The 13,872-nt window shown below is 56.9% G+C and carries 13 protein-coding genes and 1 pseudogene; 4 read left to right on the forward strand and 10 right to left on the reverse strand.

The genetic code is table 11. The features are described 5' to 3' along the window. Nucleotides 1–389 precede the first annotated feature (389 nt). Nucleotides 390–1,805 (forward strand): IctB family putative bicarbonate transporter, encoded by a 1,416-nt coding sequence (locus tag IGS16_RS01115; protein ID WP_297082577.1) that lies wholly within the window; start codon nucleotides 390–392, stop codon nucleotides 1,803–1,805. A gap of 138 nt (nucleotides 1,806–1,943) precedes the next feature. On the opposite strand, the pseudogene IGS16_RS01120 reads toward IGS16_RS01115, so the two are convergent. The 5 genes and pseudogenes from IGS16_RS01120 to IGS16_RS01140 form a co-directional block, all read right to left on the reverse strand. Beyond that, nucleotides 1,944–2,081 (reverse strand): annotated as a pseudogene (locus IGS16_RS01120) (ISKra4 family transposase); the annotation flags it as partial. 97 nt (nucleotides 2,082–2,178) lie between these two features. Beyond that, nucleotides 2,179–2,664, reverse strand: a complete 486-nt coding sequence (gene sufU / locus IGS16_RS01125) for a Fe-S cluster assembly sulfur transfer protein SufU (RefSeq protein ID WP_297082579.1) — start codon at nucleotides 2,662–2,664, stop codon at nucleotides 2,179–2,181. Nucleotides 2,665–2,791: 127 nt separating this feature from the next. Beyond that, nucleotides 2,792–3,589: an HAD family hydrolase gene (locus tag IGS16_RS01130; RefSeq protein WP_297082581.1), complete on the reverse strand. Its 798-nt coding sequence runs from the start codon at nucleotides 3,587–3,589 to the stop codon at nucleotides 2,792–2,794. Nucleotides 3,590–3,782: 193 nt separating this feature from the next. Beyond that, nucleotides 3,783–3,947 (reverse strand): hypothetical protein, encoded by a 165-nt coding sequence (locus IGS16_RS01135; protein ID WP_297082583.1) that lies wholly within the window; start codon nucleotides 3,945–3,947, stop codon nucleotides 3,783–3,785. 42 nt (nucleotides 3,948–3,989) lie between these two features. Continuing rightward, nucleotides 3,990–4,523 carry a glutathione S-transferase family protein gene (locus tag IGS16_RS01140; RefSeq protein WP_297082585.1) on the reverse strand — a complete coding sequence of 178 codons (534 nt, stop codon included), beginning with the start codon at nucleotides 4,521–4,523 and terminating at the stop codon, nucleotides 3,990–3,992. A 124-nt stretch (nucleotides 4,524–4,647) separates the two neighbouring features. Between IGS16_RS01140 and IGS16_RS01145 the strand changes: the two genes are divergently transcribed. Continuing rightward, on the forward strand, nucleotides 4,648–5,352 hold the full coding sequence (locus tag IGS16_RS01145) for a hypothetical protein (protein ID WP_297082587.1): 705 nt from the start codon (nucleotides 4,648–4,650) through the stop codon (nucleotides 5,350–5,352). Between the two features lie 92 nt (nucleotides 5,353–5,444). Here IGS16_RS01145 and IGS16_RS01150 read toward each other — a convergent pair whose 3' ends face one another. The 4 genes from IGS16_RS01150 to IGS16_RS01165 form a co-directional block, all read right to left on the reverse strand. After that, nucleotides 5,445–5,897, reverse strand: coding sequence for a divergent PAP2 family protein (locus IGS16_RS01150; RefSeq protein ID WP_172353389.1), 453 nt, complete (start codon nucleotides 5,895–5,897; stop codon nucleotides 5,445–5,447). A 13-nt stretch (nucleotides 5,898–5,910) separates the two neighbouring features. Continuing rightward, nucleotides 5,911–6,810, reverse strand: coding sequence for a geranylgeranyl diphosphate synthase CrtE (crtE, locus tag IGS16_RS01155; protein WP_297082589.1), 900 nt, complete (start codon nucleotides 6,808–6,810; stop codon nucleotides 5,911–5,913). A 258-nt stretch (nucleotides 6,811–7,068) separates the two neighbouring features. Continuing rightward, entirely contained in the window at nucleotides 7,069–7,932 is an 864-nt protein-coding gene (folD, locus tag IGS16_RS01160) for a bifunctional methylenetetrahydrofolate dehydrogenase/methenyltetrahydrofolate cyclohydrolase FolD (RefSeq protein ID WP_297082591.1), read from the reverse strand. A 190-nt stretch (nucleotides 7,933–8,122) separates the two neighbouring features. Next, a complete protein-coding gene (locus IGS16_RS01165) occupies nucleotides 8,123–9,049 on the reverse strand; it encodes a LysR family transcriptional regulator (protein ID WP_297082593.1) in 927 nt (308 codons plus the stop codon). 455 nt (nucleotides 9,050–9,504) lie between these two features. Here IGS16_RS01165 and IGS16_RS01170 point away from each other — a divergent pair, with 455 nt between their 5' ends. Continuing rightward, complete coding sequence (locus tag IGS16_RS01170) at nucleotides 9,505–10,896, forward strand: NAD-dependent succinate-semialdehyde dehydrogenase (RefSeq protein ID WP_297082595.1); 1,392 nt, start codon at nucleotides 9,505–9,507, stop codon at nucleotides 10,894–10,896. A gap of 67 nt (nucleotides 10,897–10,963) precedes the next feature. Next, nucleotides 10,964–12,616 (forward strand): acetolactate synthase large subunit, encoded by a 1,653-nt coding sequence (locus IGS16_RS01175; protein WP_297082597.1) that lies wholly within the window; start codon nucleotides 10,964–10,966, stop codon nucleotides 12,614–12,616. A gap of 31 nt (nucleotides 12,617–12,647) precedes the next feature. On the opposite strand, the gene IGS16_RS01180 is transcribed toward IGS16_RS01175, so the two are convergent. Further along, on the reverse strand, nucleotides 12,648–13,676 hold the full coding sequence (locus IGS16_RS01180) for an aromatic ring-hydroxylating dioxygenase subunit alpha (RefSeq protein WP_297082599.1): 1,029 nt from the start codon (nucleotides 13,674–13,676) through the stop codon (nucleotides 12,648–12,650). Nucleotides 13,677–13,872: the final 196 nt, after the last annotated feature.

Consider the following 13,872-nt stretch of genomic DNA (forward strand, 5'->3'; position numbering starts at 1 on the left):
TCGTCCTTGGCAGGGTCGGCTCTACCATTGACCAGACTCGTTGCAGCTTGTCTCGTTCTGCAATGAACTAGCGGCTCAGTCTGAAATGGGCTAGCGGCTCAGTATCTTAATGAACCTTACAACTTGTCGAGCGTGCAGGATTCAGCTTGTGCGCTCGTTTTAGTCTGCCCAAGCGAGAAAAATTTCTTGCGATCAAAATTTTTCCTCAGGTGGCACCATAGACCTGATGCAGCATTTTTGAAGCTTTCGAAGAAGCTTTTGAAACTATGAAGCTACGCAGAAAGCTACGAAACTTTCGTCTTTGCAGGACAGCGCGATCTCACCCTGCAAAAAATGCTGTAGAGTTTGCAGAATCGTCCGTTCCTTAAATAACTCCGCCCCCACTTCCCATGAACGTTTGGAACCAACTCACGCTGACGACCACGCCCCTGCCGACTTGGATTCGCTCTAGCCTGCTACACAGTTGGGTCGGGGCGCTGCGGGGCTGGCGCAGAGGAAGCTGGCTCATGCAGTGGGCAGACCCAATCGGGGCAGTGCTGGCGGCGATTGTGTTTGGGCTGGCTCCGTTTGTGTCTACGGCGCTGATTGGCGTGCTGCTGATTGCCTGCGGCGGCTACTGGCTGCTGCTCACGCTGTCAGACGATGAAGGACTGGGTTTAACGCCGATTCATCTGCTGGTGCTGCTGTATTGGCTGGTGTCGGTGGCGGCGACGGCGCTTTCGCCCGTGCGGACAGCGGCCATTTCAGGGCTGATCAAGCTGACGCTATATATGCTGCTGTTTGCGCTGCTGGCGCGAGTGCTGCGATCGCCCCGCATTCGGGCTGGAGTCATCGCAGTGTATTTGCTCACGGCGCTGGCAGTGAGCGTCGAGGGTATCCGACAGTGGTTCTTTGGCGCTCCTGCCCTGGCCACCTGGGTGGATGCGGGGTCCACCCTGGCAAAAACGACCCGCGTCTACAGCTACCTGGGCAACCCCAACCTGCTAGCGGCCTACATTTTGCCAGCAGTGATGCTGAGCGCGGCGGCGGTGTTTGCGTGGCGGCGATGGCTCCCCAAGGCGCTGGCGCTGCTGATGACGGGACTGAATGCCGCCTGCCTGGTGTTGACCTTTAGCCGGGGCGGCTGGATTGGCTTTGTAATGGCAGGCTTTGCGCTGGTGCTGTTGCTGGCACACTGGTTTAGCCGCCATCTGCCACCATTTTGGCGACGCTGGGCTATCCCGTTGGTGTTGGGAGTGTCGGCAGCGTTCGTCGTGCTGGCTGTGGCGGCGGTTGCCCCACTGCGCGATCGCGTCCTTAGCATGTTCATGGGACGGCAAGATAGCAGCAACAATTTCCGGCTCAACGTGTGGGCTGCGGTGCAAGACATGATCCGCGATCGCCCCATTTTGGGCATCGGCCCCGGCAACGATGCCTTCAACCAGGTCTATCCCCGCTATCAGCGGGCGGGCTTTTCGGCCCTCAGCGCCTATTCCATCTTGCTGGAAATTTTGGTGGAAACGGGAGTCGTTGGGTTAACCGTGTTTCTCTGGCTCCTGTTGGTCACGTTTCACCAAGCCTGGACGCAACTCCAGCGCCTCCGCGCCGCCGCAAACCCGGATGGATTCTGGCTAGTGGGGGCGATCGCCACCGTGGTCGGAATGCTCTTCCACGGACTCGTAGACACAGTATGGTATCGCCCCCAGGTCAGCACGCTCTGGTGGCTCATGCTGGCGATCGTTGCAAGTTACTACGTGCCTGCTTGGGGCTGGAAGCCAGTGGATAGCTATCAAACATCCGAAATGACGGAGGGGAACCTCGATTAATTTACAGCAGCCAAGTGTTGCACAGAACCACCCAGCTTGCCCAAATTCTCGACCTGGTGACACCAATTGAGAATCTCCCGTCTTTGAGTCTGGTCAACTGTTCCTTCTATTTGCGGCGACTCACATTTGCGGCAACTCAAAGGTTTGACGATGCACAAGCCGTTGTTGCGTCCTGTGAGCAACCGTTACCCTAGTCAACACTTCAAGGTCTTCTGCTGCCCGCTCATAGGATTCGTTGGCACTCCCCAACAAACAACACTGCTCCAAGCAAGGACTCCTGTAATACAGCAAATCCGAGGATCTTAGGCGTTAAAGGGGTGAGGCGGATGGGCGATCGCCCCCTAGAAGATTAGCCGTGCCTTCATCAGTTCCCTTAGCCCTCGGCCTCGTTGCTGACAAATTCGGGCTGTTCGCCCTGAGCAGCTTCCAGTGCAGCTTTTAGCGTATGCCAGGAAAGGTTCGCGCACTTGATCCGCACGGGAAATTGGGCAACGCCCTGCATCACGTTGAGCTTGCGGAGATCGGTGGGAAACTCGGCCTCACCGCGCATCATGGCTTGAAACTTTTGCACCATCTCCAGGGCTTCGTCTGTGGTCTTGCCGCGCAGCGCTTCGGCCATCAGATCGGCCGAGGCCATGGAAATCGCGCAGCCTTCCCCTTCAAATTTCACGTCTGCAATCCGGGAGCCGCCCTGCGGATCGTCCTCTAGGTGTAGCGTTAGCTCGATGGTGTCGCCGCAGGATGGGTTATGCCCCTTTTGATAACGATCAATGGGACTGGTCTTGCCTTTGTAGCGGGGCTTTTTGTAGCGCTCCAGGATGACCTGCTGGTAGAGATCGCGCAGATTGTCGAGAGACATGGTTCGTTAGGTAAAGATACGCAGCCAAGTCGATCCTAGCGAAATTCTGCGCCAATGCTGTGCCTGAAGTTCCCTGCGGTGAGAGCCTGCCCGTGAAGCACTGCCCGTGAGGGACTGGTCGAATGCTCTAGGCGACCGACATCGAGCAGTTTTCGCTCTGATAGACCAGGTAGTGAACTGCCGAAAGCAGGTCGCTGTGAAGGCGAGTGGGTTCAAACTTTTTCAGGTAGGACTGGCTGCGAATGCCGCAGGTGAGGGCGATCGTGGCAATGCCTGCGGACTGTCCGGCGATCACGTCTGCTTCGGTGTCGCCCACCATCCAAGCAGTGGAGCCGCTGCCCATCGTGGCGATCGCCTCTGCCAATAGTCCCGTCTTATGCTCTGCCTGGTTTGCGTAGGCCGCGCCCGCATCCTGCATTCCCCAAATGCCATTGAACAGGTCGAGCAGTCCGTGGCTTTCCAAAACTTGCGTCGCTTGGTCGCGGCAGCGCAGCGTCACCAGCACCAGTCGCGCCCCCTGTGCCCGCAGCAGCGACAGCGCCCACCGCGCCCCCGGCTGGAGGGTGTCTTTTTGCAGCAGGTCGGGACGGTTCACAATTTCCACCACGCGCTTGAGGAACACTTCAATCTGGTCACCCCGTAGCCCCGATCGCAGGGCAATTTCTACGTCGGGCACGCGGTTTTGCTTCATGTCCCAAAATTGCGCCTTGCTGAGGCGATGTACGGGCACCGAGACACCGCGAGTTTGATAGAGGGTTTGCACATCTGACAGACCCAGGAGATACGTTTCGTAGTAGCGGTCGGAAACGTCGATGATGGGGCCGTCGAAGTCGCAGAAGAGGGTAAGGCCGGAGAGCGATCGCATTGCGAAGAGTCCTTGGATGGAGGTCAAGCGCCCAGATTGGGTGACCCGTTGGGCAACCATAAGTATGAAGGAGTCTATGTTTTCTTTAACTTTTTCTTTACAGTAACAGCCAAAATTATAAGTCGTCAATCGAAGAATCCCTGAAGAGTATCAGATTTGCTTATGATTTTAGTCCGCCCTGAGGATGAAACGCCCTGTCTGAAGTTCTACACTGCCTCATCCTAGCGAAGGAGTCATCTCTGTCGCGTACTGCTTATGGGTGAGTCAGGACTTCTGTTTCTTGTTGAGCGTCTGTAATCCATGCCTGCATACTCGGCAGCGCCCACACGGCATCGGCATAGGCCTGGCATACCGGATCAAGCGCCACTCCATAGGTGACAAAGCGCGATACAGCATTTTTGAAGCTAGTGAGGCACATGGATGGTCAATAAGCCCTTGCCTCGTGAGGGCAGCGTGTGCCTCACCCCGCAAGAAAATGCTGTACCACCGGGGCATACATTGCATCGGCAATGCCAAAGCCACCAAACAGAAACTCACCCTCGCTGCCATAGGTGCTGCGGCACTCGCGCCACAGGGATGTGATGCGGTCGATATCAGCCTGCACGCCCGGAGCGCGGCCTTTGCCTGGATAGCGCGATCGCACGTCCATCGGCATATGAGTCCGCAGTTTGGCAAATCCAGCGTGCATTTCGTGGCTCACCGCACGGGCGATCGCCCTGACCTGAGGATCGGCGGGATACCAAGGGCGATCGGGAAACAGTTCTGCAACATACTCACAAATCGCCAGCGATTCCCAAATGACCCAATCACCCTGCCGCAGCGCAGGAACCCGTCTCGATGGGGAGTAGTGCTCGATCTGAGCGTGAAACTCTGGCGTATCTAGCGGTAGCCGAATTTCGGTAAAAGGCACAGCTATTTGGTGCATCGCCAGCCACGGGCGCAAAGACCAAGAGGAGTAGTTTTTGTTGCCGATGATGAGCGTGAGGGGAAGCATGGGCAAACGGGAGATAAAGACTTATCTGTACAGAAATGAAGACGACTTAGTTTCAAAAAATCCGGTTGGAGCGGGCTATGCTGCTGTAGTAGATTAGCGTTGCAGCATAAGGATTGAGCGGGTTATGCGGGATTGGGGCTGGGGAGCGGTGGCGCTATGCAGTTTAGCAATTCTGGGCAATGCCAGTGCGGGGGCCTGGGCGCAGGCTCGTCCAGTGCCGTCGGGGGCGACTCCCGCAGGGATTGCTTCGCGAATCGCCCAAGGACTGCCCGCCTGCCTGCCACCCCAATCTAGCGAAACGCTGGTGATGGTGCTAAATCAAACCCCCAACACGCTGGAGCAGTTGCGGTCTGTGGTGCCGCGCAACGCCAGCCTGACGGTTTGTGATTATTTGGGGCTAAACGTCACCCGCATTGGCGGCTTTGCTACGCCTGCTCTGGCCCGCGACTGGGCGGATTACCTGAATCGAGCGTTTGGCTATCGTGCCTTTACTACCGTCGCCACCGCGCCCAACCCCACGCCGCAGCCGGGCCCTATTAGCTACGCCGTGCTGGTGAACCACTACAATCGCCCGGATTTGCTGGATCAGGTGCAGCAGGTCACGGGTCGCCGCGTCACGGTTGTCACCTACGACCAGCGCCCGCATCTGCTGGTGGCCAGCACCAACGATTGGGCGATCGCCGCTGGATTGTTACGAGACTTGAGCGATCGCGGCTTTGTCACCCTGATCGTCGATGGTCGCCAAATTACAGGACTCCGCCCGGTCGGCGGACAGCCGATAGACAGGCAGTTTGCCTTGCAAGATCTGTTCTCTTCGGTGGCGTTATAAATGCAATCGCTGGAAACCCTGCCAAGGCTTGACGGGTAATCCAAAATCGCAAATCCAAAATTGCAAATCCAAAATCAAGACATCGACAGGACTCAGTAGGCCTTCGCCGCCAGCCAGGAGACCACAACGCCCAGCGCACAGCCCGCAATCACCTGAACGGGCGTGTGTCCTAGCAGTTCCTTGAGCCGCTCTTCGTGAAATTCGGCATCTTCAAAAAATTCGCCCACGATTTTGTTCAGCACGCGGGCCTGCTTGCCGGCCGCCTGCCGCACGCCTGCCGCGTCGTACATGACGATGATGGCAAACACCACCGCCACCGCAAACTCAGGACTCTCCCAGCCAGACGATTGCCCCACGCCACAGGCGAGTGCCGTGACGAATGCAGAATGGGCGCTGGGCATTCCGCCCGTGTTGACCACCGTGCGAAAGCTGACCTTGCCGTTACGGGCTAGTTCCACAATGAGCTTCAGCACTTGAGCAATGAGGCAGGCCGCCACTGCAACCCACAGCACGACGTTTTGAAAGACCTGACCAAAATCCTGCATGAGGTTGCTCCCCCTAGTGCGTTCGGGCAGTGATGTAGTCGGCGATCGCCAAAAGCGGCTGGGCACGAGTGCCATAGGGAGACAGTTCTGCCTTGGCGCTGGCGATCAGTTGCGCCGCCTGCCGCTTCGATTCTTCAATGCCCCAAAAACTGGGATAAGTTGCCTTTTGAGCCTGTACGTCTTTGCCGACAGATTTCCCCAATTCCTCCGGCGTAGCAGTCAAATCCAGCACGTCATCCACGATCTGAAACGCCAGCCCAATATCTTGCGAATATCTAGATAGCCGCTGCTGATCTTCTGCCGAAGCGCCTGCCAGGATCGCCCCGCAGACGACCGATGCTTCTAGCAGCGCCCCGGTCTTGTGGCGATGAATCCAGGTCAGCGTTTCCAGGGTCACGTCCGGCTTCCCTTCCGACTCCAAATCCACGACCTGTCCGCCGACTAGCCCTTCTGCGCCGACCGCCCGACTGAGGTGAACAATCACCTGAAGCGTGCGATCGCTCGGCACGCCCATCGTTCTTGCGGCAATATACTCAAACGCATAGGTCAACAGCCCGTCACCCGCCAGAATCGCAATATCTTCGCCGTAAACCTTATGATTCGTGAGTTTGCCCCGGCGATAGTCGTCATTGTCCATCGCAGGCAGATCATCGTGGATCAGCGACATGGTATGAATCATTTCCAGCGCACAGGCTGTCGGCAGCGCCATTTCCACCGTGCCACCCAACATCTCGCAAGTCGCCAGGCACAAAATCGGCCGTAGCCGCTTGCCCCCCGCCATCAGGGAATAGCGCATCGACTCGTAGATCGTTTCGGGATAGACCACCGGAAGGGATTGATCCAGCGCCGCTTCTACGATTGCCTGTCGCTCTGCCAAATAACCCGATAAATCAAAAACTTGAGTCGCCACCATGCCAATTTCCTGGAGTTCTGCCCTTAGTTAGGGTGATAAGTTGGCCAATCTTCGGCCAACTGAACGGATCTAGCACATTAATCTAGACGCAATCCAATGTACCCCGGATGAGGGTCGGAATGTACAGATTAGGGGCCAAGGATTAGGGGTCAGGGGTCAGGGGATAGGGGTGATGGAGTGTTGGAGTAAGGGAAGAGAGAAGAACGAAGAACGAAGAGCGAAGAGCGAAGAAGTTCCGTTTTTCGTTTTTTCCATCCGTCACCCCGCCACTCTCCTTAAATAACTCCACACCGTATTTGCCATCAGCATCGTTACGGTCATCGGCCCAACGCCGCCGGGGACGGGCGTGATCCAGAAGGCCACGTCTTTGACCGATGCAAAGTCTACGTCGCCGACCAAACGACTGCCGCCGTCGTCGGTGATGCGGTTGATGCCCACGTCAATCACAGCGGCCCCAGGTTTGACCATATCGGCAGTGATCAAGTTGGGGCGGCCCGCAGCGGCGACCAGGATATCGGCAGAGCGGGCAACAGCAGCCAGGTCGGGTGTGCGGGAATGGGCCATCGTGACGGTGGCATCTTGGGCTAGCAGCATGAGGCCGAGGGGCTTGCCAACCAGGATGCTGCGCCCGATGACGACGGCGTGTTTGCCCCTGGGGTCGATGTGATATTCCTCCAGCAGCTTCATCACGCCTGCGGGGGTGCAGCTTTGTAGCCCCACTTCGCCACGCACCAGGCGACCCAGGTTCATGGGGTGCAGCCCGTCAGCATCTTTGTCGGGGTGAATCTGGTTGAGCAGGGCGACGGAATCCAGGTGTTCGGGCAGGGGAAGCTGCACCAAGATGCCGTCTACGCGATCATCATGGTTGAGTTCGTCGATGACCCGCGACAGTTCTGCTTGAGTTGTATCGGCGGGAAAATGCTTGCCCAGGGACACCATGCCCAGTTTCTCGCAGGCGCGTTCTTTGTTGCGGACGTAGGCAGCACTGGCGGGGTTGTCGCCCACCATGAGGACGGCCAGACCGGGCGATCGCCCTCCTGCCGCCTTAATCTTTGCGATTTGCTGCGCTAGGTCTGTCTGAAGTTTTTGAGCCAGCGCCTTGCCATCCAAAATGTCCGCCATACGCACCAGGGGAGATGAAGAGCAAGCTTGATTTTAATCCGGGGTGGGCGTTGCGTGGGATTTTGGGGTGGGGATTTTAGATTTTAGATTTTGGATTTAGACCCTGGATTGGGTTTGGGGCCGGGCAAGTTTGCAGGTTGACCCGCTGCTTAGAAGGCTGATGCTTGGAAGTTGGGCAGGTGCAGGAAGCCTAAACCAGCGTGGGAATAACGCCTGTTTCTTCCATTTGGGCAGCGGCGACTTGCAGGTAGTCGAGGAAGGTGGAGGCGACGACCGAAAGCTGCTTGCCCGACAGATGGACAACATACCATTTGCGGGGAATCGGGAAGCCTTCGACATCGAAGGCCATCAGTTCGCCCATTGAGCCATCGTGAGCAATAGTGTGTGAGGACAGAACTGCCAGCCCCAACCCTCCGGCGATCGCCTGCTTGATGGCCTCATTGCTGCCCAGTTCTAGCCGCACCCGCACTGACAGATCGTGATCGTCCAGCAATTTTTGAAAGGCTCGCCGGGTGCCCGATCCTGGCTCCCGCATAATGAAGGTTTCTTCGGCGAGGCGCTTGAGGGAAATATTTTTTTCTTTTGCCAGGGGATGGGTTTTGGGGCCGATCACTACCAGCGGGTTATCCAAAAACGGATGGGCTACGATGTCCAGGTTTTCGGGCAACTGGCTCATTACATAGAGGTCATCCTGGTTATTGCCCAGGCGCTCGATGACGCGCTCGTGGTTGGTGACCGTGAGGGAAATATCAACGCCGGGATACTTTTGGCAGAAGGGGCCGAGCAGGCGCGGCAGGAAGTATTTTGCCGTCGTGATGACCGCCAGCCGCAACCGGCCCTGCTTCATACCTTTCAGGTCGGCAATGCTCATTTCCAACTGTTCGAGCTTGCCAAAAATCTCCTGGCAGGTGGAAAATAGCTCCCGTCCTGCATCGGTCAAAAACAATCGCTTGCCGACTTGTTCAAACAGGGGCAAGCCGATCGCCTTCGTTAGTTGCTTTACCTGCATGGACACGGTGGGCTGGGTCAAAAATAGCTCCTCCGCCGCCCGTGTAAAGCTGCCGTGCCGGGCCGTTGCTTCAAAGACCTTGAGCTGATGCAGAGTCGCGTGAATCACAAGAGCCTCCTCGTAAAGAAAGCGCGGTCAAGAGCGCAGATGAAGGGATACGTCGATAGGACAAGATCATTTCAAATTCTTATAGACTCTAGTCTATTACAAGGTTGACAAGAAAAGCATTTTTTCTATGGATTTCTGCCCTAGCTGAGAGCCGCAACCGCAAGCGCAGATCCGCAAGGCTCAAATTGTTAAATTCATCACACTTTGTCAACATTTCCAACGTTCTGCGCCTACCGCCGATTTTTCTTGGAAGACTAGAAAGGAAGCAGCCCGGTTGAGTCGGGGATTTGAGCAGGCTTCGGCGCTGAGAAAGTGGTTGGACGGGGGCGATCGCCCTGTCACCAAATCGCAACAAGTTGAGACAATTCCGTCGGGCCTCGCAAAATCAGCACGTTAGAGTTGAGAAGGTTAAGGCGCTTGCGCGTCCGCTCCTTGCAAAAAGAGGAGGTTTAGTCATGGGAATCGCTACAGTAAACCCGGCGACTGGCGAAACGCTACAAACATTCGAAACACTGAGCGATGGGGCGATCGCCCGCGCCATCGACGCTGCCCAGCATACGTTTGAGTCCTACCGTCATACACCCCTGGCGCAGCGGGCCCAGTGGCTCTCTGCCGCTGCCGAAATTCTAGAACGAGAAAAAGCTGAATTTGGCAAATTAATGACCCTCGAAATGGGCAAGCCCATCGGCCCGTCGATTGCCGAAGTGGAAAAATCTGCCTGGGTCTGCCGCTTTTACGCCGAAAACGCCGAGAAATTCCTCGCACCCGTGCCTATCGAAACCGATGCCAGCCGCAGCTACGTGATCTACCAACCGCTGGGGATTGTGCTGGCAGTGATGCCGTGGAATTTTCCTTTCTGGCAGGTGTTTCGGTTTGCGGCTCCGGCGCTGATGGCGGGCAACGTGGGCTTGCTCAAGCACGCCTCCAATGTGCCCCAGTCGGCCCTGGCAATTCAGGACATTCTCGAGCGGGCTGGATTTCCAAAAGGTGCGTTTCAAACACTGCTGATCGGCGCAGATAAGGTGGCGCAAATCGTCGCAGACGATCGCATCAAGGCCGCCACGCTGACAGGCAGCGAACCCGCCGGAGCCAGCCTCGCCGCCACCGCTGGGAAGCATCTCAAGAAAACTGTGCTGGAGTTGGGCGGCAGCGATCCGTTCGTCGTCATGGCCAGCGCCAATTTGGATGCGGCCGTGTCGATGGCCGTGACGGCCCGCATGATTAACAATGGTCAGTCCTGCATCGCGGCCAAGCGCTTTATCGTGCAAGAGGCGATCGCCGATGCGTTCATTCAAGCCTTAGTTGAGAAATACAAAGCACTGAAAATGGGCGATCCGCTGCTGCCCGAAACCCAAATCGGGCCACTGGCCACACCCGCCATCTTGCATGAAGTTCACCACCAGGTCGAAGCCTGCATCGAGGCGGGCGGCAGGGTGCTGATCGGCGGCGACCCGGACGACGTGCCCACCAAAGCCGATGCTAACCTGAGTCAGGGCAATTTTTACCCGCCGACGATTATCGTCGATGTGCCGCCCGATGCCCCCATTGCCAAGGAAGAAATCTTCGGCCCTGTTGCCACGGTCTTCCGCGTGCCCGACCTGGATGCCGCCATCCGTCTGGCCAACAGCACCCCCTTTGGGCTGGGCGCGAGTGCCTGGACGGAAATTCCCGAAGAGGGCGATCGCCTCGTTGCAGAACTGGAAGCAGGCAGCGTCTTCCTCAACGGCATGGTGAAATCTGACCCGCGCCTCCCCTTCGGCGGCATCAAGCGCTCCGGCTATGGCCGCGAACTGGGCCGCGAAGGCATTCTGGAATTCGTCAATGTCAAAACCGTCTGGATTAAGTAAGGACGGATCACGTTCTTTCTTCCCTCCTATACCCTCTTTGCTCTCCTCATCCCTACAGGAAACCCCTATGACCCCAACCTCTCTCAACACCGCCGAACTGCTTGTGAAATGTCTGGAAAACGAAGGTGTGGAATATATCTTCGGTCTACCCGGCGAGGAAAACCTGCATGTCCTGGAAGCGCTGAAGCATTCGTCCATCAAGTTCATCACCACGCGACATGAACAGGGCGCGGCGTTTATGGCGGATGTGTATGGGCGGCTGACGGGCAAGGCGGGCGTGTGTTTGTCTACGCTAGGGCCCGGCGCGACGAACCTGATGACGGGCGTGGCGGATGCGAATCTGGATCGTGCGCCGCTGGTGGCCATTACCGGGCAGGTGGGTACAGATCGGATGCATATTGAATCGCATCAGTACCTCGATCTGGTCGCGATGTTTTCACCCGTCACGAAATGGAACGCGCAAATCGTGCGACCGAGCATCACTCCAGAAATTGTTCGCAAGGCGTTCAAGATTGCACAAAGCGAAAAACCCGGTGCCGTACACATTGATCTCCCGGAAAATATCGCGGCAATGACGGTGGAGGGAACGCCGCTACGAAAAGAGGCGATCGAAAAAGTGTATGCGTCGTTTAACAGCATTGAACGAGCCGCCGCTGCTATTTCGCAAGCCCAGAATCCCATCATTCTTGTGGGCAATGGCGCGATTCGCTCCCATGCCAGCGATGCGGTAACGAACTTTGCGCGATCGCTCAATATTCCCGTCGCCAACACATTCATGGGCAAGGGCGTGATTCCCTACACCGATCGTCTGGCGCTGTGGACTGTCGGCTTGCAGCAGCGCGACTTCATTAGCTGCGGATTCGACAATACCGATTTGGTGATTGCCATTGGCTATGACCTGATCGAGTATTCACCCAAGCGCTGGAACCCCACGGGTGAGATCCCAATTATTCACATCAACGCCACCCCTGCGGAAATCGACAGCAGCTACATTCCGCTGGCAGAAGTGATTGGCGATATCTCCGATTCGCTGGAAGAAATTCTGCGGCGGAGCGATCGCCAAGACAAGCCCGAACCCTACGCCATTCACCTGCGAAAAGACATTCTGGCCGACTATGAGGAACACGCCAAGGACGATAGCTTTCCCGTCAAGCCGCAAAAGCTGATCCACGATTTGCGAACGGTGATGGGCCCCGAAGATATCGTCATTTCGGACGTAGGGGCGCACAAGATGTGGATGGCGCGACACTATCACTGCGATCGCCCCAATACCTGCATTATCTCCAACGGCTTCGCGGCAATGGGGATTGCCATTCCAGGGGCGATCGCCGCCAAGCTGGTCGCTCCAAACCGCAAAGTGGTCGCGGTAACGGGAGACGGCGGCTTCATGATGAACAATCAGGAGCTAGAAACCGCACTCCGCATCGGCACGCCGTTCGTCACCATTATCTTCAACGATGGCGGCTACGGACTGATCGAATGGAAGCAGCACAACCACTTCGGCGAGTCGGCGTTTATCAAGTTCACCAATCCCGACTTTGTGAAACTGGCGGAAAGTATGGGGCTGAAAGGCTACCGAATTTCTGCAACCACCGACTTTATCCCCACGCTCAAAGAAGCGCTGGCACAGGACGTGCCTGCCATCATCGATTGCCCCATCGACTATAGCGAAAATCTCCGCTTCAGCCAGCGGGCCGGCGATCTAACTTGCGCGATTTAGCGCGATTTACGCAAGTGCATTTGCGAATCAATTAGCTCGTAAACGATCGCCCCAGTCCCAGCTTGGCCAGCAGCTTGCGGTAGGTAATAGAGCTTTTGTCGCCCGCGATGTGAACTTCATCCGCCAGGTTGATGGGCAGATCTTCGGGCCAGAGTTCTTCAACGATGGCCTTGTCTTCGCCAAAAACCTGGTGATTAAATGCCAGCGTTTCTTCCAACGGTGCGTCTTTATCAAAGTTGCGGCAGAGGGGCGAAAATACGCGGGTCTTGCGGGCTGAAATGGGGCTGGCCGCATTCAGAATATGCAGCATTCCGTTGGGGAAGGTGACCGAGAGCTTGACCGTGAACGGCAGCCAGGCCTGAAACAGCCGCCGCCAATGAAACCCTGGCGGGCTGAGGTGTTTGTAGCCGTGGGGCAGATTGCTGACGGAACTCACGTAGTCTGCCGTAAATCCGCCCTCGGTGAAGGTCACGGGATAGTCGGGCACTTCAGGATTATCCTGCTCCCCAAAGGAGTCTTTGTGGACAAAGGCAAAGTGGCTGACATCTAGAAAACCCTCGATCTGACGACCCGCCGCCGCGTCTAGATAAACTGAGTCGGGAATGATCTGGATATAGTCGGGGTCATTCCAGGCATCAAATTCAGGGAAGGGAACCGGGCCATTGTCCACCAGCCGTACCCAGATTAGTCCGTACTGTTCTCGCACCGGATAGGTCGTGAGGCGGAGACGCTTGGGAATCGCGGCATCGGGGGCAGCCGGAATGCAGACGCATTGGCCATCTTGGGTATACCGAACGCCGTGGTAGGCGCAGACCAGTTCGCCATCTTCGACCCAGCCCATGCTCAGGGGAGCGCCGCGATGTAGACAGAGGTCTTTTGCCGCCATTACGCCGCCGTCGCCCGCCCGGTAAAGCACCAGTCGCTCATCGAGCAGGCGCACCCCCACGGGCTTATCGGCAACGTCGTGGGCAAAGGCAACGGGATACCAGAATGGGGCGAGCGCTTCCCAGTCAGAAGGGCTGAAGGTGCAATCCCGAGGCAGGGCGAACGTGGCTGTCATAGGAATTTGAAGGAAAACCTGTAGGTGCGTGAGCGGTCAACGTCCTAGTCAATGCGCTGATGCTAAGACGGACAGACGGCTGAGAACTGTATCCCCCTCTACTACAGGCAAGCCCTTTCCCCAGGCGATAAGTTTTTAGTATTGAAAAATCAGAAGCATTGTTCGCAGGCGGCACTCGTGGCAGGTCGCCCCCTGG

The sequence above is a fragment of the Thermoleptolyngbya sp. C42_A2020_037 genome (assembly GCF_015272455.1).
Taxonomy (GTDB): domain Bacteria; phylum Cyanobacteriota; class Cyanobacteriia; order Elainellales; family Elainellaceae; genus Thermoleptolyngbya.